Genomic DNA, 26,516 nt, shown 5'->3' on the forward strand with positions numbered 1-26,516 from the left:
CGTTTCATCGGTGCCACGGAAGTCATAATAGGCAGTGCGGCCGCAATGCTATTGATTCAGCGAGACAATTTCCTTGCAAATTGGGACACCAGGCCAGGGCGTGGCTAAAAAGCGGCTAGCAACAACGCTCGGGTGCTTCCGGGCGGCGATGCACGTAGTCGGGTAATCGCGGGGTCGGGCGGGATCAGTAACGTCAGGAACGTGCGGGGTGTGGCAGGTTCAGGCAGTGAGTGTGGCAGGCGCGGATGATGGAGGAACGCGTGGGCCGACTTCGAACCTGTCTTCCTGTTTCCTACCTGGACGAGATGGGCCCGGGTGCCGCCGTGCTCTGCCGGGAATGGGCGGCCCACTCTGAGGGCGTCTTGCCAAATCGACCGCGGAACCAGCGCGAGAAGTCACCGGCATGGGAAAACCCGAGGAGCTCAGCGACGTCGTACAACTTGCGTTTGCTGTTGGCCAGATACTCCTCGGCGAGTTCGGCCCGTACCGCATTGATGATCGTTGTGACACTCTCGCCCTCGGCCGCCAGGTGCCGGTTAAGCGTGCGTCGATGCATGCCAAGATGCTGGGCAACCTGATCGACGGAACATAGTCCGCCTGGCAGCAGCATTCTGACGACCTGGCGTGCCCGCTGCGCCGGCTCGTCGCGCAGGCTGGTCAACTGCATGTCCAGCCACCGCTTCACCTCGCGATTCAGCGTCGGGTCTGCGGCAGGGATGGGCGTGTCCAGGTCGCGGCTGGGGCAAACGATGGCATCGCACTCCTGTGAAAACTCGATCGCTGTTCCCAGCACGCGGCGGTGCACTTCAAGGCTGGCGGGCCGCGCGTGGGTGAAACTGATCTTTGTCGGCCGGAAAGTATCGCCACTCAATGCCTTGAACACTCGCAATACGATGCCGGTCGACATTTCGATCGTCTGACGCCAGACGCCATGCCCCCCCTGCATATTCGCGCCGACCTGCAGCCGCGCGACGTCGCCTGGGTCGTCAAGCCGCAATTGCACGCCGGCGTTGTGCAGACGCATATAGCGGGCGAAAAATTGCACTGCTGCGCGCAGCGATGGCTCTTCCCGGACAGCCAGCGCCAGCATCCCCAGATTGGCCAGACTTCTGGTTTCCGCGAGCAACAGTCCGAAGGCCTCCTGACCGGACAGGCGCGCCGACTCCTCCAGCAGCCATCCCACCGAATCGACACTGATCATCAGATTCGGATCGTCGAAGACGGTGGCCGGCAGCCTTGCCATTCGCAGCATACGCAACGGATCGAGCCCCACCGAACGGGCTACGTGTTCATAGTCGGTCAGGCTCGCACTGCGCGTCAGGGTATGCCCGGGCTGTCCCAATTTCACAAGATGATCCAGGGCGGCATCAGCCAGGCTGATATTGCTGAGTTCGGCGCCGATGGCGGGCATGCAGATTCCCACGTTGACCGGGTGCTGGTGCACCCGCTGGCCGCACGATGGCCGGTAACGCGGATGCGGCTTGTGAAGTCGCGTCCTGGGTTGCCGCGGTCGTTGTCATTGATGTCTCCAATCTGTGCTTGTGCGCGGCGAGCCATGTGGGTATCCGGCAGACGTAGCTGGCCCCTGTCGGCACGGCAGGGGCATCGTGTCATCGATGCCAGGGGAGTGATAATAGGCAGTGCGGTCGCGGTGTTATTGATTCAGCGCGACAATTTCGTTGCGTATTGGGACGCGAGGCCAGGGCTCATGGCTGGAAAGCCGATAGCGGCAACGCTCCCGTGCAGTCCGGGTGGTACAGCCGGCGATCGCGGAAGCAGGCGGGGATCTGTAACGTCAGGAATGTACAGGTACGGCCGGTTCGGGCCGCGTGGCTAGCCGGGACGACGAAGGGACGCCTCAAACGTCCTCGAACCTGCCTTTCCCGCTTACGCGAGGTGGGTCCGGCGGCGCCTTGCTCTCCCGGTAATGGGCAACCCAATCCGAGGGTGTCTTGCCAAACTCGCCGCGGAACCAGCGAGAAAGTTCACAGGCGGAGGAAAAACCGAGAAGTTCGGCGACTTCATACAACTTGCGCTCGCTGTTGGTCAAATACTCCTCGGCGAGTTCGGCCCGTACCGCATTGATGATCGTTGTGACACTCTCGCCCTCGGCCGCCAGGTGCCGGTTAAGCGTGCGTCGATGCATGCCAAGATGCTGGGCAACCTGATCGACCGAACAAAGTCCGGCTGGCAGCAGCATCCTGACGATCTGGCGCGTCCGCTGCGTCGGCCCGTCGCGCAGGCCCGCCAGCTGCATGTCCAGCCATCGTTTCATCTCGCTTTTCAGCGCCGGGTCTGCCGCAGGGATGGGCATGTCCAGGTCGCGGCTGCGGCAAACGATGGCATTGCATTCCTGTGAAAACTCGATCGCTGATCCCAGCACGCGGCGGTGCACTTCAAGGCTGGCGGGCCGCGCGTGAGTGAAACTGATCTTTGCCGGCCGGAAGGTGTCGTGAGCCAGCGCTCTCAACGTCCGCAATGCAACACCGGTCGTCTGTTCGATAGCCTGGCGCCAGACGCCATGACCCTGCATATTCACGGCTACATGCAGCAGCGCGACGTCGCCCGCATCGTCAAGCCGGAATTGCACACCGGCGTTGTGCAGACGCATATAGCGGGCGAAAAATTGTACTGCTGCGCGCAGCGTTGGCTCTTCCCGAATCGCCAGCGCCAGCATCCCCAGATTGGCCAGACTTCTGGTTTCCGCGAGCAGCAATCCGAAGGCCTCCTGACCGGACAGGCGTGCCGACTCCTCCAGTAGCCACCCCACCGAATCGACACTGATCATCATGTTCGGATCGTCGAGGACCGTGGCCGGCAACCTCGCCATCCGCAGCATGCGAAGCGGATCGAGCCCCACTGAACGGGCCACGTGTTCATAGTCGGTAAGGCTGGCACTTCGCGTCAGGGTATGCACGGACGTCACCTGTCCCAATTGATCAAGCTTATGTCCTGCTAAGTATAGTAGGGAACGCATGTCAGAGCTACCTTGGAGGCCGGGAACTTCAACAGACGGATATAGACAATGGACACCAGCGCCGCAACGTACATCGGTCAACCTCGCGCCGCATTCGGACAGGTGGATGCCGACGACCCCGCCTCATTCAACCACTGCTTTGCCGAAGTCAATGGCATTCGCATGCATTACATCGACGAAGGCCAAGGCCCGCTCGTCATTCTGCTGCATGGCTTTCCGTACCTCTGGTACATGTGGCGCCGCCAGATCGGGGCGTTGGCCGCGGCCGGCTTTCGGGTCGTCGTCCCCGATCAGCGGGGATTTGGGCAAACCGACCGGCCAGAAGCCATCGAAGCCTACGACATGAGCCAGGCCGTCGGCGACATGGTTGGCCTGATGGCGGCCCTGGGTGAAACCTCCGCGGTGATCGTCGGACACGACCTGGGCGCATGGGTAGCTCAGGCGGCGGCCACGCTGAGGCCGGATCTGTTCCGCGGCCTCGTGATGCTCAATACCCCGGTGCCACCGCGCGGAAAGGTCAAACCGACCGTCGGTTTGCAGGCGATGGCGAAAGGCAGGGTGTATCACCACCTGTACTTCCAGCAGCTCGACAAGCCGGATCGCGAGTTCGCCAGCGATCCGCGCAAGACATTGCGCAGCATCTACTACTCGGTCTCCGGCAGCGCCGTCGGCGCCGAACGCTGGCGCCTGTTCGTCGAAGCCGGCGAGCCCCTTCTCAACGCGTTCACTGAGCCGAAGGAGTTCCCGTCCTGGTTGAGCGCGCGGGCGATCGACTACTACGTCGACGAATACACGCGCACGGGATTTACGGGCGCCATTAACTACTACCGCTGTCGCGACCGGAACTGGGAAATCACAGCGTTTCTGGACGGCGCAGTGGTCCGCCAGCCGAGCCTGTTCATCGGCGGCGCCGCCGACCCTTCGATCGAACCGGTGGAAATCCGCAGCCTGTACGACGGACTCGACACCTGGCTGACCGGACTGCAGAAGAAGGTGCTGCTACCCGGCGTGGGCCATGCCGCGGCGGAAGAAAGCGTTGATCAGGTGAACGGATTGCTGCTGGAATTTCTCGAGCAATTCAAGGACTAGCGTCCAGGTTTTACGGCTGCGACGCCCAGATCGGGCGTCCAGCGAGATGACAGCGTGGGCGCAAGGCAGGTTTCACTTTCCCCCAAGAGCCTCCAGGATGAATGAGGGGCCGTGGGAAAGCCTGGCGGACACCAAAACTGAAAACAAATAGCTGCGCACAGATGGCCATAACAGCAGCAATATAGGAGACAGAATCATGGTGGTGAATATGCAGGAAACAGCGTCCTATGACAGTGAGCGCCCGCAGCGCATTCGCGGTTACGCATGGGTCATTTTTGCACTGACATTCGGACTGCTCTTGTCCGACTACATGTCGCGGCAAGTGCTCAACGCAGTCTTTCCGCAAATCAAGGCGGAGTGGGGACTGTCCGACGCCCGGCTCGGGGCGCTCAGCGGTATTGTCTCGCTGGCCGTCGGCATCCTGGCGTTCCCACTCTCGCTTATCGGCGATCGATGGGGGCGCGTACGAAGCGTGACGGTCATGGCGGCGATCTGGAGCATCGCGACCTTGCTCTGCGGCCTGTCGCACAACTACTTCACGTTGCTGTCGGCGCGCTTTCTGGTCGGTGTCGGCGAAGCCGCGTACGCCAGCATTGGCCTCGCCATTCTGATCAGTATGTTTCCGCCCCGGCACACCTCCGCGGTGGCTGGCGCATTTCTGGCGGGCGGCATGGTCGGATCGGTCATGGGGATCGGCCTTGGCGGCTCACTGGCAAGCCATTTCGGTTGGCGCATGGCGTTCGTTGGCATGGCGGTCTTTGGCATCGCGCTGACCCTGCTCTATATGATCGTCGCCACGCCGGCGCGGATCGAAGGGGCGAAAGGCCAATCAAGCGGCATTAAACAAGTTGAAGCGCTACCTGCAGTCCGCATCAGGCATGTGTTCAGAGATCTGTTCTCCTCGCCGGTGTTGATCTGCGTCTACATCGGCAGCGGGCTGCAACTCTTCATCAACGGTGGCCTGCTTGCCTGGCTGCCGAGTTTCCTGAATCGGGCCTATGACATGCCAGTGAGCCAGGCAGGCGGCGTCGCGGCGGTGTTCGTCCTTTGCGGCGCATGTGGAATGCCCCTGTGCGGCGCACTGTCCGATCGTCTCGGCCGTGGTTCGCCACAACGGAAAATGCGCCTGGCGATCATCTATAACCTGGTCTGCGGAGCATTGCTGGTCGCGGCATTTCAGTTTCCCGTCGGCACAGCACAACTCACTCTGATCGCATTGGCAATGTTCTTTAGCGCGGGCATTCTCGGTTCGGCCGGTGCGATGGTTGCGAACCTGACGCCCAGGGCGATTCACAGTACAGCCATGGCAACGCTTGCTCTCGCCTTCAACGTTCTTGGGCTGGCGCCTGGTTCCGTTGTGACGGGAATATTGGCAGACCGACTGGGGCTTACGGCCGCCTTGCAACTATTGCCACTCGCCGGCGTCGCGTCGGCCGTCGTCCTGTTTATTGGCTTGCGTCATCTGCGGGGCGCGCAATGTCATAGTGCAAATAGCTGAAGTGGCCGACGTTTCACGTCAATATGGATACCTTATCGATTGAACGGAACAGCATCCCAGATGGAGGGCGCAGCGGTGTCCTCTAGTGCGAGGCGCCATGCCCATCCAGCGTGATCGTCTCTGGGGTGAATGGGTCAGATCGGCCGACATCGAGAACTTCGCGTGCGTGCACCCGGTGTCGCAAGCGCGGTCTGCATCGCTGCGCGGCACCCTAAGTGGGAGGGACGGCCACTGTTCCTGGTGGTGAAGGAACTGGGCGGCACGCTCACCACGGCCGGATTGCCCGCATTCCTGGACAGCCAGATCGCGAAGTGATGGAAGCCAGACCCGGTGGTCTTCGCCGAGTCGCGTCGACCCGACGCGACCGGCAAGGTCATCAGGCACCAGTCGCGGTAGTAGTAGGGGATGACTACGTGTCGGTGCTGACGCACCGACGCCGCATCGATGCAGTTTTAGTCAGGCAATAACCCACAAGCGCCGGGGGGTCGGCGTTTAAAAAACCGAAGGAGACAGAATGAAATTGAAGTTGAAGTTGAGCAGCACTGCTGCGCTGGTGCTGTTCGCCACCGCCGCCCATGCCCAATCGTCAGTCACGCTCTACGGCGTACTCGACAGTGGATTTCTGTATCAAAGCACCTCGGCTGCATCCTTTCAACCGCACGCCCCGAACCTCGGTCATGTTTATCAGATCAAGGACGGCGGCATCTATTCCAGCTACTGGGGCATGAAGGGAAGCGAGGACATTGGCGCCGGCTACAAGATCACCTTCAAGCTGCAGGGTGTATTCAACACCACGAACGGCAAGCTTGGTCTCGCCGACACGCCGGGCGCAACTGCGATCTTCAACCAGTTTGCGACGGTCGGTGCGTCCACGCCGTTCGGTACCTTCGACGCCGGCCGGCAGATCATTCCGATGATCTACGCGATGTCGGAAACCGATGTCCGTGGCGCACAGTACTTCGGCAGTATCCTGACCGCGTGGCTTGGCATGAATCAGGCGGCCGGATGGCCCGGCACCAGCACGAACGCCCCGATCGGCGCCCTGTATGACAGCAGCGCGCTTGTCTACAACTCGCCGAAATTCTACGGTGCATCGCTCGCGCTCGAGTACGCGCCAGGTGGGGTCGCTGGCCAGTTCCAGGGCGGCACGCGCGAGTCGGCCGTGCTCAAGTATTCGAACTACGGTCTGAATCTGGCTGCCGTGTACTACAACGGGCACGACACCAATCCGTTCCCGATCAACTACCCGACAGGGCCGGCGGTACCCGCGACGGGTCTGGCCAACAACCGCTTTTACTATTTCGGTGCGATGTACACGATCGCCGGATTTTCGATCTCCGGCTCGTACGGTGTCGGCAAGAACCCGGCGAATACCGGCACCGCGGACCTCGAAATGGCGTCTGGCGGTCTCGGCTACCAGTTCAACTCGGCCTTCAAGATCACGTCGGGCTACTATTACCTGAAGGACCGGAACCATTCGGCAAATCACTCGAGCGAAGTCGCAGTGGGCGCCGAATACAACCTGTCGAAGAGGACGAAGACGTACGCACAGGTCGGGTATGTCAACAACGATGGCACCATGAACCAGACGGTCGTCTATGGCGCCCCGGTCGCCCCGGGCAAGTCCACCACGGCGGCCATGATCGGCCTTCGTCATACCTTCTGATTCCGAACCTCAAACCCGCAACCGGAGCGATTAGTGAAAAGCATTCAGGCATTCAGGCTGGCAGTTGGAGTCGTCGTCGTTGCAACGTCCTTGACCGCGTGGTCCCAGACGAGCGAGCCGGCCAGTGCGCCGGGCGCATCGGCAATGGCTGCATCGACGGCGCCCGCCACAGGAAGAAAGGCGAATCGTGCCCTGCGCCGGCAGGTCTATAACGCCATTTCGAAGAACAAGGACATCAATGCCGGCAATATCGGTGTCACCGCGAAAGACGGCGCGATAACCCTGACCGGCACGGTCACGGATGCTTCCCAGGTGGGCAGGGTCGCGGAAATCGCGAAGGGCGTTCCCGGCGTAACGTCGGTCACCAACAAGCTGACCGTGCAAAAGCCGTTGGGCGGCATGTAAGCTGGCGTAGCCGGAACGGCAATGCGGCGGGGCCGACGGATGAGTCGGTCCCGCCGGCCTCAACGTGCCGTGGACGCCGCACGATCAGCCGCCGGATCACGGGATACTCAAGTCCGCTTCGCAATGCAAGCCCGTCGCGTATCCGAAGCCGGATGGATCCGCTGGATCGAATGGCCGGAGAAGATCGTCTGTTGCGCCTTGTCTTTCCACCGTACGTCGGGCGCAACGAGCCCTTGCGATCACCGATCATGAATGCCGGAATATCCGGCCAGTTGGATCGACCTGGGTAGTCGATGATCGATGGTGGCTGACGCAGCTGGATGCCAGAAAAAATATAGCCGTAGCGCTGCGGCCATGAGCAGACTTACTAAAAAAACAAGAGCGAAAGTCGTTCCCGGTACTCACTCACACATTAAATAGCAGTGTTTGTATGCCACCCAGGCTAAATGGGCCCGGTCCTTTTTTATGATGCGTTGCGATTATTTACGTCTGCTTTCAGTGCGACCGCGCGGCGGTACTGCATAATGCTGCCGATGCCCGCTAACCACGGGCTCGATCCGCGCTTAATTCGCACCATTGCGCATTAAACCGGCCCATTTTCCGCCAGCAAACGTTTCCCGTCGTACCGCCGCCATGTCGTCCTGTCTTGTCCGCTCATCCGCCCATCCGCCTCTTTGCGGGCGGCGCACGCCCCCACGCACGCAACCTGCCGTCTCGCGGCGCGTGCGTTCCCTGGCGTGGGTGGGTTGAGCGCATGTCGTTCCAGTTTCCAGAAACCTTCCCTTTCCGCGCACCGAAGTCACCTCAAGGCCGCATCGCGCTCGCGCTTACGGTCGTCTATATCGTGTGGGGCTCGACGTACCTGGCCGTGCACGTGGCGCTCGGGTCGTTCCCGCCGCTGCTGCTCTCGGGGCTGCGTAACCTGTTCGCGGGCATCGGACTCTTTGTCTTCGCAGTGCGCCGCCAGCCGGCCTGGCCGGGCGCGGCGGAAGTGCGCAACGCAGGGCTGGTCGGCACGATGCTGGTGGGCCTGTCGAGCGGCATGCTGGCCTACGGGATGCGGACCGTGGGCACCGGCACGGCGGCTGTCATGGTCGCCACGGTGCCGCTCTTCGCGACGATGATTGCGGCGCTCGCGGGCCGCAAGACCGGCAGGGGCGAATGGTTCGCGATTGGTCTCGGCCTTGTCGGCATTGCGATCCTCAGTCACGGCGATACGTCGCCGGGGTCCGCCGGCGGCAGCCTTGCGATTCTTTGTGGCGCGCTCTTCTGGGCCGGCGGCGCGCATCTGGCCGGACGGCTGAAACTGCCATCCGACCTGTTTCTCTCGACCTCGCTGCAGATTGGCCTCGGCGGCGGCATGTCGACGCTCGTCGCGTGGATATCCGGCGAGCGGATGATGGAGGTGCATTTCCTGCCGGTCGTCGCGTTTCTGTATCTGATGCTGATCGGCACGATGGCCGCATACGTCGCGTATGGCTACCTGATCCGCCACACAAGTCCGATCATCGCGAGCAGTTGCATGTACGTGAATCCGGTCGTCGCCGTCGCGCTGGGCGCGCTGCTGCTTGGCGAGCCGGTCACGCGCTCGACGGTGATCGCGACGGTGGTCATTCTCGCGAGCGTGGGTCTGTCGTTCTGGTTCGACTCGCGCCGACGCCGGATAGCCTGATCGCGGCTGCGTGACGTTTGCAGCCTGTGCGTCTGCGGCCCGATCCGCAGCGGGCCCGATTCAAAGCCGCGCGGCGAGTTCAGCGCCTTCGCGGATCGCGCGCTTCGCGTCCAGTTCGGTTGCGAGCGCCGCACCGCCGATCACGTGAAAACGCGGGCCATTCGCGGCGGGCGTAGCAGGCGCAGTGGGATAAAGGTCTCGCATCGATTCCTGCCCGGCGCACACGACAATCGTCTCCACCTCCAGCCACTGTTCCTCACCGTTGCGCGCGATCCGGATGCCGCGCGGGTCGATCTCCAGATACGACACACCGTCGAGCATGCGCACGCCGTTACGGATGAGCGTCGCGCGATGCACCCAGCCGGACGTCTTGCCAAGCCCCGCACCGAGCTTGCCGGCCTTGCGCTGCAGCAGCCACAGCTCACGCGGCGGCGTCGCCGGTTCAACCGGCTTCAGGCCGCCACGCGTCGTGACGTCGAGGTCGACGCCCCATTCGTCGAGCCACGCTTCGCGCGATTGAGGCAGCGGTTCACCGCTGCGATGCAGCAGAAACTCGCTGACGTCGAAGCCGATACCGCCCGCGCCGATCACCGCGACAGTCCGGCCCACCGGTGCGCCGAGCAGCACGTCGACATACGAGAGCACGTTCGGGCCGTCAATGCCGGGAATCGCAGGGCGGCGCGGCGCGATGCCGGTCGCGACGATCACGTCGTCGTAGTGCGAAGCGGCGAGCAACGGCGCATCGACCCGCGTTTGCAGGCGCACGTCCACGCCATGGCGGTCGAGCTGGCTCTGGAAATAGCGGATCGTTTCGGCAAACTCTTCCTTGCCCGGAACGCGCATCGCCAGATTGAACTGGCCGCCGATCGTTGCGCCCGCATCGAAGAGCGTCACGCGATGACCGCGCGCGGCAGCCACCGTCGCCGCCGACAGCCCGGCCGGCCCCGCGCCGATCACCGCCACCGTGCGCGACCGGGCTGCATGGGCGAGCGGCCGGTACACGAGTTCGGTCTCGCGTCCTGCGCGTGGATTCACGAGGCACGTCGCGCGCTGGTTCCTGAACGTGTGATCGAGGCACGCCTGGTTGCAGGCGATACACGTGTTGATCTCATGCGTGCGTCCTTCGGCGGCCTTCACGACGAAGTCAGGGTCGGCCAGCAGCGGCCGCGCCATCGAAACGAGGTCGCCCGCGCCCTCGGCGAGCAGGCGCTCGGCGACTTCGGGCGTGTTGATGCGGTTCGAGACGATGACGGGCACGCGCACAGCGGCCTTCAAACGCGCGCTCAATGGCGCGAACGCCGCGCGCGGCACGGAAGTCACGATGGTCGGCACACGCGCTTCGTGCCAGCCGATCCCTGTGTTGAACATCGTGACGCCCGCGGCTTCCAGCGCCTGCGCGACCAGGACCGTTTCGTCCCACGTATTGCCGCCTTCGACGAGATCGATCAGCGAAAGCCGGTACACCACGATGAATTCGCTGCCGCACACGGCGCGGACACGTTCGACGATCTCGCGTGCAATCCGCATCCGGTTTTCGATGCTGCCGCCATAGCCGTCCGTGCGCAGGTTCGTACGCGGGCAGAGAAACTGGTTGAGCAGATAGCCTTCGCTGCCCATGATTTCGATGCCGTCGTACCCGGCGCGCTGCGCAAGGCGCGCGCAACGCGCGTAGTCGCGCACCGTGCGCGCGATGCCGGCTTCGGTAAGCGCGCGTGGCTTGAACTTCGAGATCGGCGATTTGACGGCCGATGCGGACACAACCATCGGCTGATAGCCGTAACGCCCTGCATGCAGGATCTGCAGCGCGATCTTGCCGCCTTCCGCATGAACTGCTTCAGTCAGTTTGCGATGATTGTGCAGATCAAAGACTGAATTGAGCGTGCCGCCGAACGGCAGCAGCCAGCCTTCGCGATTCGGTGAAATGCCGCCCGTGATGATGAGCCCGACGCCGCCCCGTGCGCGTTCGCGGAAATACGCGGCCAGCTTCGCGTAATTCCAGAAGCGGTCTTCCATGCCGGTATGCATGGAGCCCATCACGACGCGGTTACGCAGCGTCGTGTAGCCGAGGTCGAGCGGGGCGAGCAGATGGCGGTAAGACATGCAGGGTCGCTTGTAAAGTCGGGGTGCCGACGAAAGATACACGGCGACAGGTGTGCAATGCCGCAAAACTGTCGAGGAAAAATTCTAGCCCCGCGAAAGCATTGAATCGCGGGGCTTTTCGTAAGCGCAGCGCCTTCACGACGACCCGAGGCACACCGATTGCTCAACTCGATCGTCCGAACGACGCGGACTTCGTGTTTGAGAGGACACGTCCGCCAGGGATATGAAAGGTCGCCGGCGTTTGGACGACGTACTGCATGACGCCATTTTCAGTAATCGACGAAACAGGTGCCGGCAGAAAACGGCGACAACAAATTAACGGCTCAAAGCCATTTGTGAGAGGTGGAGAACATGAAGCTTATCCGAACCATGGCAGCGCTGGTTGGCGCGGCATCTATCCTGTCGGCGTGCGGTGGCGGCACTAACGACGTTGGCAAAGAGCTCGGGTTGACGAACCCGGTTATTCACTTCGTTCACGCAATTCCCAGCGGCCCGACTGTCGACTTTCTCGTGAACGGCGCGGCGCTGCAAACCAAGATCGACTACAAGGGCGTCACGAACTTCGCGAACATCAACACCGGACAGACCTCCGTGGCCTACGCGGCGACGGGTACGACAACGGCGCTCGCGAGCGGCTCGTTCTCTGACGTGGCAAAAGGCCATGAATACACGGTGATTGCCGTCCCCGGATTGCCGACGCCCGATATCGGTCTGATCGACGACCCGTTCGACAAGGGTCTCCTGTCCAACAGCGCACGCGTGCGCGGCTTCAATGCATCGGTGAACGCACAGAACCTCGACCTGTATCTCGTCGCACCGGGCACGGACATCACGACCGTCAGCCCGACGATGGCAGGCCTCTCGTTCAAGAATGCAGTGCCCGCGAGTGGTCAGGATTCGATCTATTTGAACGGCGGCACCTACGTGCTGATCGCGACGACGGCAGGCAGCAAGACGAAGATCTACCAGTCAGGCTCGTTCACGCTGGGCAATAACGCGGACTGGCTGATCACGTCGGTGCCGACGGCGGGCGCGCTGAGCCAGGCCATTCCGAACCAGTTGCACATGCTCGTCGCGCAAGGTGGCAATACGAGCACGCCTGCCATCGAGTTGAACGACAGCCTCACGGGTCTCTGATCCAGTGAAACGGCTGGGCATGAAATAACGCAGGCGGCATGGCAGGGGGAGGGCACGACGGCGATCCACGAAAGTGGATCGCCGTTTTGTCTTGAGCGCCTGAATTCGCGCTGGAAAATGACGGCATGTGTCACAAGATGCCAAAACAAAAAAAGCCCGCCGCATGTGACGCGGCGGGCAGGCAGCCCTCGGAGGCTCAAGTCAGGGCGCGCACCCGAAGGCGCGCGCGGGCAACGGATTTATTTGGCCTTTTCCGCTGAGTTCGAAATGGCGTTGCCGCCCTTGGAGATGTCCTGGCCCGCACCCTCTACGGTATTGCAACCGGCGGCCAGTATCGCGGACCCTGCGAGCAGAAGCAAAGCGATCAGTCGAGTCATGAGTGTTCCCCTTGTGAAGTGGCATCGACATACGCGCCATGTGGTTTACCGTTCGGTTCGCCGTGAGGCCCGACGCCTGCTATCTATCGTCCGACCGGGCGATGAAGCAAGCCGATCCGGTCTGATTGCATGTTAAAAAAAGGGGCGGGCCGCCGCTGTCGGCGTGGTTGCGATTTTCCTGTAGGCGGCCTCCGGTGTTCGCGTCGGCGCAATCCTACGTACGTGCGTTGGGTGTCGTGACAGGCGAAGACCCGGAAGGTGCGGAAGGCGCGGAGGTCCCTTCATCGAACGGGGTGATCGTGCTGACTGTCGGCATCGTCACGCGAATGTCGGTGCCGCCCGCCGCTCCGCGCCGGATGTCGAAGTGTCCACCGCGCGCGGCAACCCGCTGGCGCATGCCGAGCAGGCCGTGCGTGTGCGTGCGCTTGAGATCGGCGGGCGTGATGCCGATGCCGTTGTCAGCGATATGGAGCGCCACCTGGTCGGCGTGAACCGTCAGGCCGATCGATACGCGTGATGCATTCGCATACTTCGCGGCGTTCGTCAGCGATTCCTGCGCGACGCGAAAGAGCGCGATCTCCGTCTGTTCGTCGAGCTTGATGTCGTCTGCGGGAAGCTGCTGGTCGAGCACCCAGCCGTTGCGTTGCGCGGCCTCGTCGCCGAGCGTGCGAAGGGCGGTCACGAGCCCGAAATTGGCCAGGACGGTGGGCCGCATGTCCTCGATAATGCGGCGCTTGAGTGCGATGCCCTGATCGAGATTGGCGAGCGCGCGCGTGAGCTTCTCGGAGATCGCAGGCTCGGCGTCCTTCAGTTTGCGGTTCGCCCACGCGACATCCATCTTGCTCGCCGTGAGAATCGCACCGAGTTCGTCGTGCAACTCGCGCGCAAGCTGGGTTTTCTCGTTTTCGCTCACGGCCTGCAAATGCCAGCCGAGTGCCTCGAGCTGGCGCGTTCGCTCGGTGACCAGCTGGTCGAGTTCTTCCTGTTGCGTGATCAACTGGCGCTGCACGCGCGCCTGGCGTTCGAACTGGATGCCGAGATTACGGAACAGCAGGATGAACAGCACGATGTTCAACGCCGAGAGGCCGCCCGCAATGAACGTCGAGATGCGCTGACCGGTGCGGCTCGCATCGAGTGCGTGCTGGGCGCGGCGCTCTTCGTTGTCGCGCAGGAGTGTGAGTGTGCTTTCGACCAGCGCGGCATCGACGGGACGTGCGTCGGTGGGTGCAGGACAGTTCGACAGATCGACGTCGGGCGCGGCTTGTTGCAGTGCGTCGCGACCTGCGCCCGAACGCGCCTCGATCAGCCGCGCAATCTGGCTGAAGCTGGCCTGTTCGGCACTGTCGGCATGCAGGCGGAACCAGGCGTCGAGCTGCTGCGACGTCTGACGGATCTGGCCAGCGGTCGTGCACCAGGCGCTTGCCCACAACTGCTGTTTCGTCAGGAGGAACGTGCTTTCGTCGGCCGTGAGCTGCGCAAGCTGCTTAGCGAGTGTGCCCAGTTGAACCGTTGCGCCTTTCGCTTCGAGTGCGGTTTCGTACTCGCCCGCGATGCGCTGGCGGCCCGTTTCAAGAATCACGAGGCCGCCGACGGTGATGACGATCGCGACTGTCATCGCAATCGCCCAGCTGCGGTTGCGCATCCAGTCGTTGAAGCGTGCGGCTGTATTCAAGGTCGCTCCTGAATTGAAGCATCAGTGTAGCGTCTGCCGCGCGTTGCGCGCGCTTCCGTGCGCCCCGTTCGGTGTGGGGCGGCGGCGCACGCGCGCCAGTAAAGCTTCCGTAATCGCGTGTAAGCGGATTCTCACACGAAAACCGGCGCGCGCCGGAGTGTCAACGCCCGCATGCATCTTTACGATGAGAACCAGTCCCAGTCTCTTACACGTAAAGGAGGAAACGATCATGCTCAAGTGGGCGCTGATTTTCGCCGTCATCGCAGTCGTTGCCGGCCTCTGCGGGTTCACCGGCATTGCGGCAGGCGCTGCGGGAATCGCCAAATTCCTGTTCGTGCTGTTCCTGATTCTGTGCGTGGTGTTCCTCGTGCTTGGCTTTGTCGTGACGAAAAAAATAGTCGACTAGCGAAGCGCTGTGGGGGCCGTTCAGTGCTTTAACAAAAACCAGTAGTCACAGGGAGAACCGCCATGCTTCACTATGCAGTCGTATTTTTCGTCATAGCGATCATCGCCGCGGTGTTCGGCTTTACCGGCATTGCGGCTGGTGCGGCAGAAATCGCCAAGATTCTGTTTTATATTTTTCTGGTCGTTTTCGTCGTCACGTTGCTGCTCGGCGTGTTTCGAACGTAGCCAGCACATTCGTCGATACCATCAGGCGCGTGGCCGCTTTGCGGCACACGCGCCATTCCCCCACAGATCAGTACAAGGAGTGGCTAAATGTCGAAAACCTCTACCGGGCAGAGCGCGACGCAAGGCTCTTTTGTCATGGATGTGAAGAAGATCCGCGAGCAGGCGCGCCAGCACATGTCTGAAGGATCGGTGACGCAGAGCTATGCCGCGGATCGTGAGACGGTGCTCAAGCTGCTGAACGATTCGCTCGCGACGGAGATCATCTGCGTGCTGCGCTACAAGCGTCATTACTTCATGGCCAAAGGGATCAATTCGGAAGGCGTGGCAACGGAATTTCTCGAGCACGCCAACGAAGAGCAGGGTCACGCCGATACGCTTGCCGCACGCATCGTGCAACTGGGCGGCGAGCCTGACTTCGCGCCTGATGGCCTCGCCTCGCGCGCGCATTCGGAATACAAGGAAGGCAAGGATCTGACCGACATGATCCGCGAGAACCTGATTGCCGAGCGCATCGCCATCGATTCGTATCGCGAGATCATCAACTATATCGGCGACAAGGACGTCACGACACGCCGCATCTTCGAGGAGATTCTCGCCGTCGAAGAAGAGCACGCCGACGATATGGCGGATCTGCTCGAAGGCCGCAAGTAGGCGAGAAGGTCGGCGAGACCGCGAACGCGCCGAGGCGTTGTCCCGATGCGCGTTTGCGGCTTGACGCCGAGCGGATTGCGAGCGCCTTTAAAGCGTCGCGCGCCTGTGTTGGGTAAAGGCGGTCCCGGCAGGCATGCGCCGGGACACCACTACAATAGGTGCTTTGGACAAACCGCCACGGCACGGATGGGAACCGATGATTCGAGTCTTGATAGCCGACGATCACGCCATCGTACGAGGCGGATTCAGACAGTTCGTCGCCGATGAGCCGGACATGTGCGTCGCAGCCGAAGCCTCGACCGGCGACGAAGCGATCAGTCACGTGCGCGAACAGGCGTTCGACGTCGTCCTGCTCGATATCGCGATGCCCGACAAGAACGGCATCGATACGCTGCGCGTCATCAAGCAGGTGCGCCCGGAGCAGGGCGTGCTGATCCTGTCCGGCTATCCGGAGAGCCAGTACGCAATCAACCTGCTGCGCGCGGGCGCCAATGGGTATCTGAACAAGGACTGCGAGCCTGATGAGATCGTGCGGGCCATCCGCGCCGTGGCGCGCGGGCATCGCTATCTGTCGGAGACAGTGGCCGATACGCTCGCGAACAAGCTCGACAAACCGGCCGCGGGTCAGCCGCACGAGCAGCTGTCGGAGCGTGAGTTCCAGATCTTCTGCAAACTTGCTGCCGGACAGATTCCGACGGATATCGCGGAGGAACTGCATCTTTCCGTGAAGACCGTGAGCACCTATCGGGCACGCGTACTGGAGAAGATGAATCTCACGAACAACGCAGATTTGACGTACTACGCGATCAAGAACGGCCTGATCGAGTAAGGCGCGCAATGGCAAACGATCCCATGAGCCGCAATTCCGAAACCTTCCCCGACGAGACCCGCGGCGCGCCGTTGCGCGTGCTGCTGATCGAGGATTCGCCGCTGATCCGGCGCAGCCTGGTGGAAGCGATCGATGCGTCCGGCACGTTCCAGGTCGCCGCGTACGCCGACACTGCCGACGACGCCATTGCGCTCCTCGGCGGCGAAAAGTTCGACGCCGTGATCGTCGATCTGCAGCTCAAGCATGGGTCGGGTGTGCCGGTGCTGGCCTCGCTTCAGCGCGAAGGGCTGATCGATACGATGTTCGTCGCGGTCCTGACGAATCACGCGTTGCCGGCCTATCGCGAGCGCTGCGAGCAGTATGGGGTGCGGCACTTCTACGACAAATCGTTCGAGTTCGATCGCGTGATCGACGCGTTGCACGACTACGCGCGCGCGCGCGGCAGTCGGCCTGTCTGATTCCCCGAGCTTCGCGCGACCCGGCGCGTGCGCAACGCGCTCACAGCGCGCTCACGGCAGCCGGTTCGCTGCGCAGATGATTCCATGCCGCGAGCCCGGCGCACAGAAAACCTGCAATCGAAACACCGACCCAGCCGAACGCGTGCCAGGCGAGTCCGCCGATTGCCGAGCCTGCCGCACCGCCGATGAAATAGCACACCATGTAGACCGTATTCACGCGGCTGCGCGCTTCGGGCTTTAGCGCGTAGATGCGCGACTGGTTGGAAATCTGCGCGGCCTGCACGCCGATATCCAGCACGATCACGCCGACGACCAGCCCGGCAATGCTCGCGCCCGACACGCCGAAAATCACAAACGACAGCGCAACGAGCCCGATGGCGAGCGTAATGATCGAACGCGGCCCGCGTTTGTCGGAAAACTTGCCGGCGTACGGCGCGGCGAGCGCGCCGGCGGCGCCCACGATGCCGAAGAGCCCGGCCGCCTGCGGTCCCAGATGAAACGGCGGCCCGGCCAGCAGCAGCGACAGTACGGACCAGAAGATGCTGAACGAAGCAAAGAGCGCGGCGCCCGTGAGCGACGCCTCGCGCAGCCCGCGATGCTCGACGCTCAGATGCCACATCGAAGCGAGGAGCTTGCCGTAGCCGAGCGTCGACGTGGGCTGACTCTTCGGCAGACGCATCACGATGACGACCGAAAGCGCGAGCAGCGCGACGATCGACGCAAAGAACACCGTACGCCAGCCGAAATATTCCGCAATCAATCCGGCGGCGGTCCGGGCAAGCAGGATGCCGAGCAGCAGGCCGCTCATGACGGTGCCAACCGCGTGTCCGCGGGCCGACGGCGGCGCGAGTTCGGCAGCGAACGGCACGGCCTGTTGCGCGATTGTCGCGAGCACGCCGATCGCGAGACTCGCCAGAATCAGGACCGCAAGGCTCGGCGCGGTGCCCGCGATGAAGAGCGAGACGCACATGCCGGCCGTCTGCAGCAGAATCAGGAAGCGCCGGTCGAAACGGTCGCCAAGCGGCGCGAGCAGCAGCATGCCGGCCGCGTAACCGAGCTGCGTGACGGCGGGCACCGCACCGATCCACGAAGCGCTATGCGGAAACGACTGACGGAAATCGTCGAGAAGCGGCTGGTTGTAATAGATGTTGGCGACCGCGACCCCGGCAATCGTCGCGAGTAGCAGCAACAGGCCGCGCAGCGCGGCGGGGGACAGGTCGGTGGCGCTCGGATCGGATGTGGACATGGAAACACGCAACGGCAAACGGGATGGACTCCACCGGCCGGTCAGTCAGCCGGAGAGACGGTGCCGCACGCCGGCGGCACCTTGAGCGTGCCGATCATACCGGAGCGCGCCTGACCCTGCTGGGCGCGCTCCCGGCGTATCGCCGCGTCACGCCAGCCGGAGCATGCCGTGGACGCGCTCAATCGATCAGTGCGCCAGCGGGCTCGTAGAACGGATACGGGCCGTCGGCGTCGTCGATATACGCGTGGTGCGTGACGATGCCCGTGGCAGGCGCATACCGGTGCAGCGCGAACGCCGGCGGTTCGAGCATGAAGGCGGACGGCGCATCGTCGCGCAGATCGAGCGCGACCTGATGCGCAGGTGCGGGCACGGCCGAGGCGATCGTGCCGCCGAAGCGCATGAACATCGGCCGGTGCACATGACCGCAGATCACGCGCTCGACGTTCGGATGCTGAGCGATGAGCCCGGCGAGGCGCACAGCGGCGGGCGGATCGAGTCGCACGCGATCCATATGACCAATGCCGCATTCGAACGGCGGATGATGGAGCGCGACGATCACGGGTTGCTCGCGGGCGGCATCGAGTTGCGCCGCGAGCCATGCAAGACGCGCGTCGCACAACTGGCCCGCGCTCTTCCCCGGCTGCAGCGAATCAAGTGCGATGAAGCGGATCGGGCCGATGTCCGCCGTGTAGTGCACGAATTCACCGCCTTCGAACAGTTCTGCACGCTCCGGAAACACCTCGCGAATTTCATCGCGCCCGTCATGGTTGCCGAGCAGCAGGTAGTACGGAATGTCGAGCGCGGCGAGCAGCGACTTCAGATGACGATACTGCTCGACCGTGCCCTGATCGACGAGATCGCCTGTCATCAGCACCATGTCGGGACGCGGCACCAGGGTGTTGAGCCGCGCGATGCAACGCGTCAGCGCGGCGGCGGTATCGACGCGCCGGTAGGCGAGCGCGCCGGGGTTCTTGATGTGCAGGTCGCTAATCTGGGCGATGAGCATGAAGAAGGTCCTTGCGTACGGAGTCAGATGTTTGCGCAGTATCGCATCGTCACGCGAGTGCGATCAGCGCGTTTTCGGCAATCGAGAGGCCGACTGGTGTTCCGCGCGCAAGTTCGACCCGCCCGGCGACGTCCACGACGAGCGCATCGGGTGCCGCGCCACGGATCGTGAGTCGCGTGCGCTCGCCGAGGAACGACGCGCCATCGATCGTGCCGCGCAGTTGCGCATGCGCTGGATCGACGAGCTGCGCGTCTTCCGGGCGGAAAAACAGTTCGCGCGCGCCTGTACCGGATGCGTGCGGTGGACGGGCCGCCGGCACTGCGCCGCCGGTCGTGACCAACGCGCCGTCACGCCATTCTCCTGCAAGCCGGTTGATCGTGCCGACAAACTCCGCGACCGCGCGGTTCGCCGGCTGATAGTAGATGCCACGGGGCGTGCCGATCTGTTCGATGCGTCCCGCGCTCATCACGACGATCCGGTCGCCGAGTTCCATCGCTTCGGCCTGATCGTGCGTGACGTAGACGGTCGTCACACCCAGATCGCGCAGCAGCGTGTTCATTTCCGCGCGCAACGTGTCGCGCAGACGCGCGTCGAGGGCGGTCAGCGGCTCGTCGAGCAACAGCACGCGCGGTTGCAGCGCGAGCGCGCGGGCCAGTGCGACCCGCTGGCGCTGGCCGCCAGAGAGTTGGTCCACGGGCTTCTCCGCGTGATCGGTGAGACGCATCATCGTGAGCAGTTCGTCGACACGCTCGCGCAACGTCGCGGCCGCCACGCGCCGGATTTTCAGGCCGTAGCCGATATTGCCGCGCACGTTCAGGTTCGGGAACAGCGCGTAACTCTGGAACACCATGCCGACCTGACGCCGCTCGATGGGCAGCGCCGTGACGTCTTCATCGCCGAACAGCACGCGCCCACCCGCGTCGGGCGTCTCCAGGCCGGCGATCATGCGCAGCGTCGTGGTCTTGCCGCAACCGGATGGCCCGAGCAGCACGAGTGTTTCGCCTGCCTCGATCGAGAGGTCGAGCGGTTCGAGCACACGCGTATCGCGAAACGTTTTCGAGCAGCGGTTCAGCGTGATGGGAACGGAGGCGAGTTTCATGGCGTAACGTCCGGGCGATTCGATGTGTCAGGCGAAGAAAGTGCGGCACGGGCACGGTGTTTCGAAGCGCCGCGCCGCTGGCCGGTAGCGTCGACGCCGAGCCATTGCATGGCGATCAGAAGCGGCATCGTCAGCAGGAAGAAGAGGATCGTGTATGCGCTGCCGATTTCGATGCGCAACGATGCGTACGTGTCGGCGAGACCGACGGGCAGCGTCTTCGTATCGGGCGTGTGCAGCATCCACGTGAGGTTGAATTCGCCGGTCGACAGTGTGAGCACGGCAAGCGCGCCCGCGACGATGCCGGGTTTCGCGTTCGGCAGGACGATCGTGACGAAGCGCTGAAAGAACGTCGCGCCGAGACTGGCCGCGCCTTCTTCCAGCGTGCGCAGGTCGGAACCCGCGCAGACGGCGGAAACGGCACGCACCATGAACGGCAGCGTAAACACCACGTGACCGGTGACGATAAACGCGACGCTCATGCGAAACATCGTCCATCCGCCGTACACGACGAGTAACGCGAGCGCGGAAGCGAGCCCCGGCAACGCTACCGGCAGGACGAGCAGTTCTTCGATGACGCGTGAGAAACGTGTCTTGCTGCGCGCGAGCGCGTAGCCTGCCGGAACCCCGGTCAAAAGCGTGATGACGAGCGTGGCCGCTGCGACTTCGAGCGAAAGAAACACCGACGCATGATATTGCGTCCACACTTCGACGAGCCAGCGCAAGGTCAGTCCGCTTGCGACGCCCTGAAAATAGTTGACCGTCAATCCCGCGACAATGGACATGACGACGGGAAGAATCAGGAACGCGCAGAGCAGCAGCGTGACACACCATTGCCCGAGCGCGAGCCACGTATGCAGGGATGGAAACCTGGATGTGCGTCCTGCACGCACCGTGGATGCGCTGCCGTGCGTGAGTGAGCTCATGATGCGGTGACCTCCTGCATTACGCGGTGGCGGCTACAGCTGATCCGGTTGCGCTGCGCGCGAGCGCGAGCACCACCCACGTTACTACGCCAAGCAGGATCGACAGGCCCGCAGCCGTCACCATGTTCGCGTTCAGCGTGAACTCGGTGTAGATGGTCATGGGCAGCACGTCGATGTCGGTGGCGAGCGTGAACGCCGTGCCGAACGCGCCCATCGCGGTCGCGAAGCACACCGCGCCCGCCGCGATCAAACCGGGCGAAAGTGCGGGCAATACGACGTCGCGCATGATCTGCCACGGCGATGCGCCGAGCGAACGCGCGGCTTCTTCGAGCGACGCATCGAGTTTCGTGGCCGACGCCATGACCGTGACGATCACACGCGGAATCGAGAAGTACAGGTAGCCGAGAAAGAGTCCGCTCATCGAATACGCGAAGACCCAGCGGTCGCCGGTGAGTTTCAGCGAAAGTGCGCCGATGAGACCTTGCCGTCCTGCAAGCATGATCACCATGAAGCCGACGACCACGCCTGGAAACGCAAGCGGAAAAGTCAGCAGTGCGAGCAGCGTGCGCTTGCCGGCGAATTCGCGACGTGCGAGCAGCAAACCCGCGATCACCGACAGCACGAGCGTCGTCAGCGTAACTGCGGCGGATAGCACGACCGTGGCGCCCAGGCTGCGCATGTAGCGACCGTTGCCGAGCAGCATGCGATACGTCTGGAGCGCGTGACCGTCGGCGCTGACCTGCAGCAGCGCAACGACGGGGAGCAGCCAGAAGGCGATAAAAACGGCGAGCGCCGGCGCGAGCAGTGCGATGCGCCAGCGTAGCGGGAACGTGATGTCGTGCATGACGGGTTTGAGAGGTGAAACCAGCGTGAGCGTGCGGATGTTGCCGCGACCTGCGCGCGTTAAACCGTGTACAGGTCGCGTTGTTCGTTCAATGCATGATCTGCAGATAGCTTTCGCCGAACGCCGTCTGCTTCGCGGCCATCTTGCCGAAGTCGACGGGCCTGGCACGTGCGTATTCGCTGGCCGGGAGAAACTTTGAAGCCGCGTCGCTGCTCATCGCGCTTGCACGAACGGGGCGCAGATACGCGTTCGCCCACAACTTCTGGCCTTCGTCGGACAGCACGAAGTCGAGCACTTTCTTGCCGTTCGCATCGTGCGGCGCACCCTTCACGAGGCTCATCACGTACGGTACGGAAATCGTGCCTTCCTTCGGAATCACGAATTCGACGTTCGCGTGATCCTTGTACTTCGCGCGGTAGGCGTCGAAGTCGTAGTCGAGGAGGATCGGAATCTCGCCCGACAGCACGCGCGCGTAGGCCGTCTGTTTCGGCACGATCGGCGCGTTGGCCTTCAGCTTGCGAAACCAGTCGAGGCCCGGCTCGAAGTTATCGAGCGTGCCGCCCAGTGCCAGGTTCACGGCGACCGCGCCTGCGTAACCGACGAACGCACTCGACGGATCGAGATAGCCCACCATGCCTTTATATTCAGGCTTCAGCAGGTCGGCCCATGAACGCGGCACCGGTTTGCCTTCCAGCGCATCCTTGTTGACGAAGAAGCCCAGCGTGCCCGAGTGGATCGTGAACCAGTAACCTTGCGGGTCCTTCAGGTTCGCGGGAATGTCGTCCCAGTGCGCCGGTTTGTAGGCCTGAATGACGCCCTTGTCCTTCGCCTGAAAGGCCGACGAAACGCCGAGATAGACGACGTCGGCGACGGGGCTTTTCTGCTCGGCCATCAACTGTGCGATCGACTGGCCGGAGTTCTTGTTGTCGTACGGCACGCGAATGCCGGTCTTCTGCTGGATCGCGGCAATCTGGCTTGCCCAGTCCGCCCATTCGGGCGGGCAGTTGTAGCAGATCGCGGTTTCTTCGGCGTGAGCGAAGGGCGCTGCCAGCAGTGCGGCCGACGCGACGAGCGTCATGCCTGTCACGCGCGCGAGCCGGCGTAGCAGCGAGTCGATAAGGAAGGGACGACGGATCACAACAGGTCTCCTTTCAGGGAAAACGTCAGGGCGTGTGGATGAAGCGTGATGGATGCGGCAGTTTTCATCGTCCGGCTTGCGGCAGTTCGCGCACGCGGGCGACGCCGCCGTCACTGGCGCCTGCGATGGCCGCGATCGTCGCGCCTTCGCGCAACGTGTGCGGCAGTGTCAGCGAGAGCGATGCGTCGCATTCGTAGGTGCCTTCGATTCGGCCGGTGAGCCGGCGCCATGCGGCGCAGCCGATTTCGCGATTCGGCGCGCTGATACTCGCGAGCGGCGGCGACAGCAGCTCACCGACCGCGAGTCCGTCGAAGCCGAGAATCGACATGTCGCGTGGCACGTCGAACTGCGCGCGACGCAGGCCGCGCATGACGACCATCGCCAGCAGATCGTTGCTGCAGAAGAGGGCGGTAGGACGCGTTGCGCCGCTCGTCAGATGCGCGAGCACCGGGGGCGCGAGTTCGTCGGCGTTGAAATCGATTTCGAGCGCAGGCGCGGCCTGAAGTCCGGCCTGCTGCATTGCCTGTACGTAACCGGTATGGCGCAGCCGCGCGCGGTCCGACGCGGCGAGCGTGCCCGCGAGCATCAGGATGCGCCGGTGTCCGTGCGCGATCAGCATGCGCACGCCATCGTAGGCGGCAAGCCGGTTGTCGACGGAAACGGAAGGGCGGCGCACTGTGTCGTTGTGCATCAGCACGTAGAGCAGGCCGTCGCGGTCGAGTTCGTCGAGAATCGGATGCGTATCGGCATCGGCGACGGTCAGGATCATGCCTTCGACCCGTTGCGTGCGCAACGTGTCGATTGCGTGACGCTCACGGTCGGCGTCGTATTGCGTCGTCATCAGCATCAGGCGGTAGCCTTGTGCCGAAGCGAGTTCGTCGATGCCTTGCAGGCACTCCGCGAAAACAGGATTCGCAAGCGTCGGCAGCACGACACCGATGAGACGCGAGCGCTCGCCGCGCAACTGGCGGCCAAGCGGGCTCGGGCGAAAGTGGAGGGCGTCGATCGACTGACGGACCTTGTCGAGCGTGACCGGGTTGACGGTATGCGGGGCGTTGATCGCCCGCGAGACCGTTGCAATCGAGAAACCCGCGTGCGCCGCGACATCCTTGATCGTAGGTATCATCCACTCGCCCGTTTTGTAAACGTTTTCGTCGAGCGGATTATCTGGAAGGTTTGTGACTGTGCGATGACGCTTTCGGCGGGATGGGGGCGACGATGTCAGCCATGGTGGGCGTGGCGTTCGGCGGACCGCGCTCCGGCCGCGGCGGGTCGGGGCGCTGGCAGGTAATGGTAGAATCGCGTCCGCGCTGCCGGGGTGATGAAATTGGTAAACATAGCGGACTTAAAATCCGCCGCTTAACGGCTTACGGGTTCAAGTCCCGTCCCCGGCACCACGTATCAATCCAGGAATTTCCAAAGAAGTATGGAAACCCGCGACAGACAAAGTCTTCGCGGGTTTTTTTCATTCCAGGGTATTCCAGGCTCGGCCGTCGCGCGAAGAGCCATGCTGCGGCCAGCATTGCGCTCGTGCGCCTCCAAAGTCCGTTTCATGAATCGAACAGATTCTCGCTCCTGCCTGCTTTTTTGAAACGATGGTCTGCTGTCGCTGAGCGACGCCATGTTGAGCGCCAACGCCTTGACTAAAGAAGGTGTGCAGGTGAGACCATTCAGCGCGGCAGCAACGGTGGCGATCGATGTCACGCTTTTGACCTTGTTCTTCGATTGACCGCGAGTATTATTAATTCACGCCCCGTCATCAGCCCGGAATGGCGCCTGCCCGACACACGGTACAAATCCTGGCCAGCTCGCGATCTTGTGATTCGATTGATTGCGTGTGACTTTGTGTGCGCGCGCTGAGCGATAGTTGCTCAAAGTAAAACGATTCGAAGGGAATGCCGGGATCGTCCCGCCAATGGCAGGGTTCGCTGGGAATTCCCTTCGGTATTGAAAGGAGCGCGATATGGAAATCGGCATGCAGATGACCTGCATCGAATTCCCAGGAGCCGCATCCCTGGAGCGCGAGGCTGCATTGCAATTGCTGCGCTTGCAAACATATGGCGTCCTCATTTCGCGGTGTCGGCTGGCGATTAAGGCATTCGCCGCGTGCCCCGAAAGCGGGCATGACGGGGCCCAACCTGAAACCGGATCAACCGAAGACAAATGCAGACGCATAGGACGATGCGTCCGCGATAGCGCGGATGCAGCCGTTCAATGGGCGTTTAGTATCGCCGTTCGTTGCCTCGAACTGATTTCCCTTTGTTTCTGACCATAGTCCCTGCCGCGCACGCACTGGCGAGCGACGATTCTGCCGCGGCGTCGATCGTTCGATGGAAACGAAACGAGAGACCTGGATTGTTCCTGCGGTGAACCGTCACATAACCTCAGTAACGGCATAACTTCTACATTTTTTGCGCGCCGTTACGGGTAACAGGCAGCACCGTCTTTACGGTCGCTTCTTCAATGTTTGCCAAGGAGCATTAATGATGGGAAAAATAGCCAAACTCACGCGAACAGGCAGCATGACTCCGCTGGCCATGGCGCTGGCAGTATGCATAGCACTGGCTGGCTGCGGTTCGTCGCCGCCGCCCCCTCCGCCGCCAGTCTCTCAAGCTCCCGCGCCCGCGCCCGCGCCTGAAGCGCCTCCGCCGGCACCGGCGCCGACGCACGAACACTACACGCTTGCGGGCGGCGCGACCTTCAACTCGGGCCAGGCGAAACTGCGCCCCTCGGCCGATGTGCAACTGGACAAGATCATTGCTCACGTGCAACACGAGAGCGTGCAAACGGTGACGGTGACTGGCTACACCGACTCGGTGGGCTCGTCGGAGTCTAATCATCAACTCTCATTGCGCCGTGCGCAGGCAGTAGCGCATTACCTGCAGGAGCACGGGCTGAAGGCGAACGAGTACGTCGTGCACGGCAACGGAGAGTCCGATCCGGTGGATACGAACGATACAGAGCAGGGTCGCGCCCAGAATCGTCGCGTAGAGATCGATGTTGTCGGAGGCTAGTGTTCCGTACCGGAAGAAACGCTATGAGGCGGGTCGTTTCCTGCGATCGGGCTTATTCGAGGGCGGGCGCAGGACGACCCGGCAT

Annotated in this window: 27 protein-coding genes and 1 tRNA gene; 15 read left to right on the forward strand and 13 right to left on the reverse strand. The window is 62.7% G+C overall.

Going from position 1 to position 26,516, the window contains the following annotated elements:
* Positions 1–292: 292 nt before the first annotated feature.
* Both LPA36_RS12925 and LPA36_RS12930 read right to left on the reverse strand, forming a co-directional pair.
* The gene (locus LPA36_RS12925; RefSeq protein WP_228877030.1) at positions 293–1,411 is read right to left on the reverse strand and encodes an AraC family transcriptional regulator; all 1,119 of its coding nucleotides are present in this window, start codon (positions 1,409–1,411) and stop codon (positions 293–295) included.
* A 447-nt stretch (positions 1,412–1,858) separates the two neighbouring features.
* A complete protein-coding gene (locus LPA36_RS12930; protein WP_228877031.1) occupies positions 1,859–2,917 on the reverse strand; it encodes an AraC family transcriptional regulator in 1,059 nt (352 codons plus the stop codon).
* A 108-nt stretch (positions 2,918–3,025) separates the two neighbouring features.
* On the opposite strand from LPA36_RS12930, the gene LPA36_RS12935 reads away from it, so the two are divergent.
* The 6 genes from LPA36_RS12935 to LPA36_RS12960 all read left to right on the forward strand — a co-directional run bounded on the left by LPA36_RS12935 (position 3,026) and on the right by LPA36_RS12960 (position 9,307).
* Positions 3,026–4,066 (forward strand): alpha/beta fold hydrolase, encoded by a 1,041-nt coding sequence (locus LPA36_RS12935; protein WP_228877033.1) that lies wholly within the window; start codon positions 3,026–3,028, stop codon positions 4,064–4,066.
* Between the two features lie 196 nt (positions 4,067–4,262).
* Positions 4,263–5,564 carry an MFS transporter gene (locus LPA36_RS12940; protein ID WP_228877036.1) on the forward strand — a complete coding sequence of 434 codons (1,302 nt, stop codon included), beginning with the start codon at positions 4,263–4,265 and terminating at the stop codon, positions 5,562–5,564.
* A 162-nt stretch (positions 5,565–5,726) separates the two neighbouring features.
* Positions 5,727–5,879: a hypothetical protein gene (locus LPA36_RS12945; RefSeq protein WP_228877038.1), complete on the forward strand. Its 153-nt coding sequence runs from the start codon at positions 5,727–5,729 to the stop codon at positions 5,877–5,879.
* Positions 5,880–6,084: 205 nt separating this feature from the next.
* Entirely contained in the window at positions 6,085–7,230 is a 1,146-nt protein-coding gene (locus LPA36_RS12950) for a porin (protein WP_228877512.1), read from the forward strand.
* 33 nt (positions 7,231–7,263) lie between these two features.
* Positions 7,264–7,635: a BON domain-containing protein gene (locus LPA36_RS12955; RefSeq protein ID WP_228877039.1), complete on the forward strand. Its 372-nt coding sequence runs from the start codon at positions 7,264–7,266 to the stop codon at positions 7,633–7,635.
* A 754-nt stretch (positions 7,636–8,389) separates the two neighbouring features.
* Positions 8,390–9,307: an EamA family transporter gene (locus LPA36_RS12960; protein ID WP_228877041.1), complete on the forward strand. Its 918-nt coding sequence runs from the start codon at positions 8,390–8,392 to the stop codon at positions 9,305–9,307.
* Positions 9,308–9,367: 60 nt separating this feature from the next.
* Here the strand turns inward: LPA36_RS12960 and LPA36_RS12965 are convergent, their stop codons facing one another.
* Positions 9,368–11,407 carry an NADPH-dependent 2,4-dienoyl-CoA reductase gene (locus tag LPA36_RS12965; protein WP_228877046.1) on the reverse strand — a complete coding sequence of 680 codons (2,040 nt, stop codon included), beginning with the start codon at positions 11,405–11,407 and terminating at the stop codon, positions 9,368–9,370.
* Between the two features lie 351 nt (positions 11,408–11,758).
* Between LPA36_RS12965 and LPA36_RS12970 the strand changes: the two genes are divergently transcribed.
* A complete protein-coding gene (locus LPA36_RS12970; RefSeq protein ID WP_228877047.1) occupies positions 11,759–12,544 on the forward strand; it encodes a DUF4397 domain-containing protein in 786 nt (261 codons plus the stop codon).
* Positions 12,545–12,783: 239 nt separating this feature from the next.
* On the opposite strand, the gene LPA36_RS12975 is transcribed toward LPA36_RS12970, so the two are convergent.
* Both LPA36_RS12975 and LPA36_RS12980 read right to left on the reverse strand, forming a co-directional pair.
* The gene (locus tag LPA36_RS12975; protein WP_228877048.1) at positions 12,784–12,921 is read right to left on the reverse strand and encodes an entericidin A/B family lipoprotein; all 138 of its coding nucleotides are present in this window, start codon (positions 12,919–12,921) and stop codon (positions 12,784–12,786) included.
* Between the two features lie 214 nt (positions 12,922–13,135).
* Entirely contained in the window at positions 13,136–14,563 is a 1,428-nt protein-coding gene (locus tag LPA36_RS12980; RefSeq protein ID WP_228877515.1) for a sensor histidine kinase, read from the reverse strand.
* A gap of 259 nt (positions 14,564–14,822) precedes the next feature.
* Here LPA36_RS12980 and LPA36_RS12985 point away from each other — a divergent pair, with 259 nt between their 5' ends.
* The 5 genes from LPA36_RS12985 (at position 14,823) to LPA36_RS13005 (ending at position 17,161) form a co-directional block, all read left to right on the forward strand.
* Positions 14,823–14,999 (forward strand): DUF1328 domain-containing protein, encoded by a 177-nt coding sequence (locus LPA36_RS12985; protein ID WP_228877050.1) that lies wholly within the window; start codon positions 14,823–14,825, stop codon positions 14,997–14,999.
* Between the two features lie 62 nt (positions 15,000–15,061).
* Positions 15,062–15,223: a DUF1328 domain-containing protein gene (locus tag LPA36_RS12990; protein ID WP_075643714.1), complete on the forward strand. Its 162-nt coding sequence runs from the start codon at positions 15,062–15,064 to the stop codon at positions 15,221–15,223.
* Positions 15,224–15,310: 87 nt separating this feature from the next.
* Complete coding sequence (locus tag LPA36_RS12995) at positions 15,311–15,874, forward strand: ferritin-like domain-containing protein (RefSeq protein WP_228877052.1); 564 nt, start codon at positions 15,311–15,313, stop codon at positions 15,872–15,874.
* A 196-nt stretch (positions 15,875–16,070) separates the two neighbouring features.
* Complete coding sequence (locus LPA36_RS13000) at positions 16,071–16,703, forward strand: response regulator (protein ID WP_228877054.1); 633 nt, start codon at positions 16,071–16,073, stop codon at positions 16,701–16,703.
* A gap of 23 nt (positions 16,704–16,726) precedes the next feature.
* Entirely contained in the window at positions 16,727–17,161 is a 435-nt protein-coding gene (locus LPA36_RS13005) for a response regulator (RefSeq protein ID WP_228877056.1), read from the forward strand.
* Positions 17,162–17,201: 40 nt separating this feature from the next.
* Here LPA36_RS13005 and LPA36_RS13010 read toward each other — a convergent pair whose 3' ends face one another.
* The 7 genes from LPA36_RS13010 to LPA36_RS13040 form a co-directional block, all read right to left on the reverse strand.
* Positions 17,202–18,407, reverse strand: a complete 1,206-nt coding sequence (locus LPA36_RS13010) for an MFS transporter (RefSeq protein WP_228877057.1) — start codon at positions 18,405–18,407, stop codon at positions 17,202–17,204.
* A gap of 178 nt (positions 18,408–18,585) precedes the next feature.
* Positions 18,586–19,413 (reverse strand): phosphodiesterase, encoded by an 828-nt coding sequence (locus LPA36_RS13015; RefSeq protein ID WP_228877058.1) that lies wholly within the window; start codon positions 19,411–19,413, stop codon positions 18,586–18,588.
* A gap of 49 nt (positions 19,414–19,462) precedes the next feature.
* On the reverse strand, positions 19,463–20,512 hold the full coding sequence (locus LPA36_RS13020) for an ABC transporter ATP-binding protein (protein ID WP_228877059.1): 1,050 nt from the start codon (positions 20,510–20,512) through the stop codon (positions 19,463–19,465).
* Positions 20,509–21,435 carry an ABC transporter permease gene (locus LPA36_RS13025; RefSeq protein ID WP_228877060.1) on the reverse strand — a complete coding sequence of 309 codons (927 nt, stop codon included), beginning with the start codon at positions 21,433–21,435 and terminating at the stop codon, positions 20,509–20,511. The genes LPA36_RS13020 and LPA36_RS13025 overlap by 4 nt, the downstream gene beginning before the upstream one ends.
* A gap of 19 nt (positions 21,436–21,454) precedes the next feature.
* Complete coding sequence (locus LPA36_RS13030) at positions 21,455–22,279, reverse strand: ABC transporter permease (protein ID WP_228877061.1); 825 nt, start codon at positions 22,277–22,279, stop codon at positions 21,455–21,457.
* A gap of 88 nt (positions 22,280–22,367) precedes the next feature.
* Entirely contained in the window at positions 22,368–23,357 is a 990-nt protein-coding gene (locus LPA36_RS13035; protein ID WP_228877517.1) for an ABC transporter substrate-binding protein, read from the reverse strand.
* 124 nt (positions 23,358–23,481) lie between these two features.
* Complete coding sequence (locus tag LPA36_RS13040) at positions 23,482–24,543, reverse strand: LacI family DNA-binding transcriptional regulator (protein ID WP_228877062.1); 1,062 nt, start codon at positions 24,541–24,543, stop codon at positions 23,482–23,484.
* Between the two features lie 186 nt (positions 24,544–24,729).
* Here LPA36_RS13040 and LPA36_RS13045 point away from each other — a divergent pair.
* A tRNA-Leu gene (locus LPA36_RS13045) sits at positions 24,730–24,814 on the forward strand.
* A 4-nt stretch (positions 24,815–24,818) separates the two neighbouring features.
* Here the strand turns inward: LPA36_RS13045 and LPA36_RS13050 are convergent.
* Complete coding sequence (locus LPA36_RS13050; protein ID WP_228877064.1) at positions 24,819–25,121, reverse strand: hypothetical protein; 303 nt, start codon at positions 25,119–25,121, stop codon at positions 24,819–24,821.
* 259 nt (positions 25,122–25,380) lie between these two features.
* On the opposite strand from LPA36_RS13050, the gene LPA36_RS13055 reads away from it, so the two are divergent.
* Positions 25,381–25,686 (forward strand): hypothetical protein, encoded by a 306-nt coding sequence (locus tag LPA36_RS13055; protein WP_228877065.1) that lies wholly within the window; start codon positions 25,381–25,383, stop codon positions 25,684–25,686.
* Positions 25,687–25,939: 253 nt separating this feature from the next.
* Positions 25,940–26,431: an OmpA family protein gene (locus tag LPA36_RS13060; RefSeq protein ID WP_228877067.1), complete on the forward strand. Its 492-nt coding sequence runs from the start codon at positions 25,940–25,942 to the stop codon at positions 26,429–26,431.
* Positions 26,432–26,516: the final 85 nt, after the last annotated feature.

This window comes from Paraburkholderia saeva, from assembly GCF_907164555.1.
In the GTDB taxonomy this organism is placed as follows: domain Bacteria; phylum Pseudomonadota; class Gammaproteobacteria; order Burkholderiales; family Burkholderiaceae; genus Paraburkholderia; species Paraburkholderia saeva.

Excerpts from the sequence above, each read along its gene's own strand:
- LPA36_RS12925 (WP_228877030.1), bottom strand. The coding sequence starts at position 1,411 with ATGCCCGCCATCGGCGCCGAACTCAGCAATATCAGCCTGGCTGATGCC.
- LPA36_RS12935 (WP_228877033.1), top strand. The coding sequence starts at position 3,026 with ATGGACACCAGCGCCGCAACGTACATCGGTCAACCTCGCGCCGCATTC.
- LPA36_RS12940 (WP_228877036.1), top strand. The coding sequence starts at position 4,263 with ATGGTGGTGAATATGCAGGAAACAGCGTCCTATGACAGTGAGCGCCCG.
- LPA36_RS12960 (WP_228877041.1), top strand. The coding sequence starts at position 8,390 with ATGTCGTTCCAGTTTCCAGAAACCTTCCCTTTCCGCGCACCGAAGTCA.
- LPA36_RS12965 (WP_228877046.1), bottom strand. The coding sequence starts at position 11,407 with ATGTCTTACCGCCATCTGCTCGCCCCGCTCGACCTCGGCTACACGACG.
- LPA36_RS12970 (WP_228877047.1), top strand. The coding sequence starts at position 11,759 with ATGAAGCTTATCCGAACCATGGCAGCGCTGGTTGGCGCGGCATCTATC.
- LPA36_RS12975 (WP_228877048.1), bottom strand. The coding sequence starts at position 12,921 with ATGACTCGACTGATCGCTTTGCTTCTGCTCGCAGGGTCCGCGATACTG.
- LPA36_RS12980 (WP_228877515.1), bottom strand. The coding sequence starts at position 14,563 with ATGCGCAACCGCAGCTGGGCGATTGCGATGACAGTCGCGATCGTCATC.
- LPA36_RS12985 (WP_228877050.1), top strand. The coding sequence starts at position 14,823 with ATGCTCAAGTGGGCGCTGATTTTCGCCGTCATCGCAGTCGTTGCCGGC.
- LPA36_RS12990 (WP_075643714.1), top strand. The coding sequence starts at position 15,062 with ATGCTTCACTATGCAGTCGTATTTTTCGTCATAGCGATCATCGCCGCG.
- LPA36_RS12995 (WP_228877052.1), top strand. The coding sequence starts at position 15,311 with ATGTCGAAAACCTCTACCGGGCAGAGCGCGACGCAAGGCTCTTTTGTC.
- LPA36_RS13000 (WP_228877054.1), top strand. The coding sequence starts at position 16,071 with ATGATTCGAGTCTTGATAGCCGACGATCACGCCATCGTACGAGGCGGA.
- LPA36_RS13005 (WP_228877056.1), top strand. The coding sequence starts at position 16,727 with ATGAGCCGCAATTCCGAAACCTTCCCCGACGAGACCCGCGGCGCGCCG.
- LPA36_RS13010 (WP_228877057.1), bottom strand. The coding sequence starts at position 18,407 with ATGTCCACATCCGATCCGAGCGCCACCGACCTGTCCCCCGCCGCGCTG.
- LPA36_RS13015 (WP_228877058.1), bottom strand. The coding sequence starts at position 19,413 with ATGCTCATCGCCCAGATTAGCGACCTGCACATCAAGAACCCCGGCGCG.
- LPA36_RS13020 (WP_228877059.1), bottom strand. The coding sequence starts at position 20,512 with ATGAAACTCGCCTCCGTTCCCATCACGCTGAACCGCTGCTCGAAAACG.
- LPA36_RS13025 (WP_228877060.1), bottom strand. The coding sequence starts at position 21,435 with ATGAGCTCACTCACGCACGGCAGCGCATCCACGGTGCGTGCAGGACGC.
- LPA36_RS13030 (WP_228877061.1), bottom strand. The coding sequence starts at position 22,279 with ATGCACGACATCACGTTCCCGCTACGCTGGCGCATCGCACTGCTCGCG.
- LPA36_RS13035 (WP_228877517.1), bottom strand. The coding sequence starts at position 23,357 with ATGACGCTCGTCGCGTCGGCCGCACTGCTGGCAGCGCCCTTCGCTCAC.
- LPA36_RS13040 (WP_228877062.1), bottom strand. The coding sequence starts at position 24,543 with ATGATACCTACGATCAAGGATGTCGCGGCGCACGCGGGTTTCTCGATT.
- LPA36_RS13055 (WP_228877065.1), top strand. The coding sequence starts at position 25,381 with ATGGAAATCGGCATGCAGATGACCTGCATCGAATTCCCAGGAGCCGCA.
- LPA36_RS13060 (WP_228877067.1), top strand. The coding sequence starts at position 25,940 with ATGACTCCGCTGGCCATGGCGCTGGCAGTATGCATAGCACTGGCTGGC.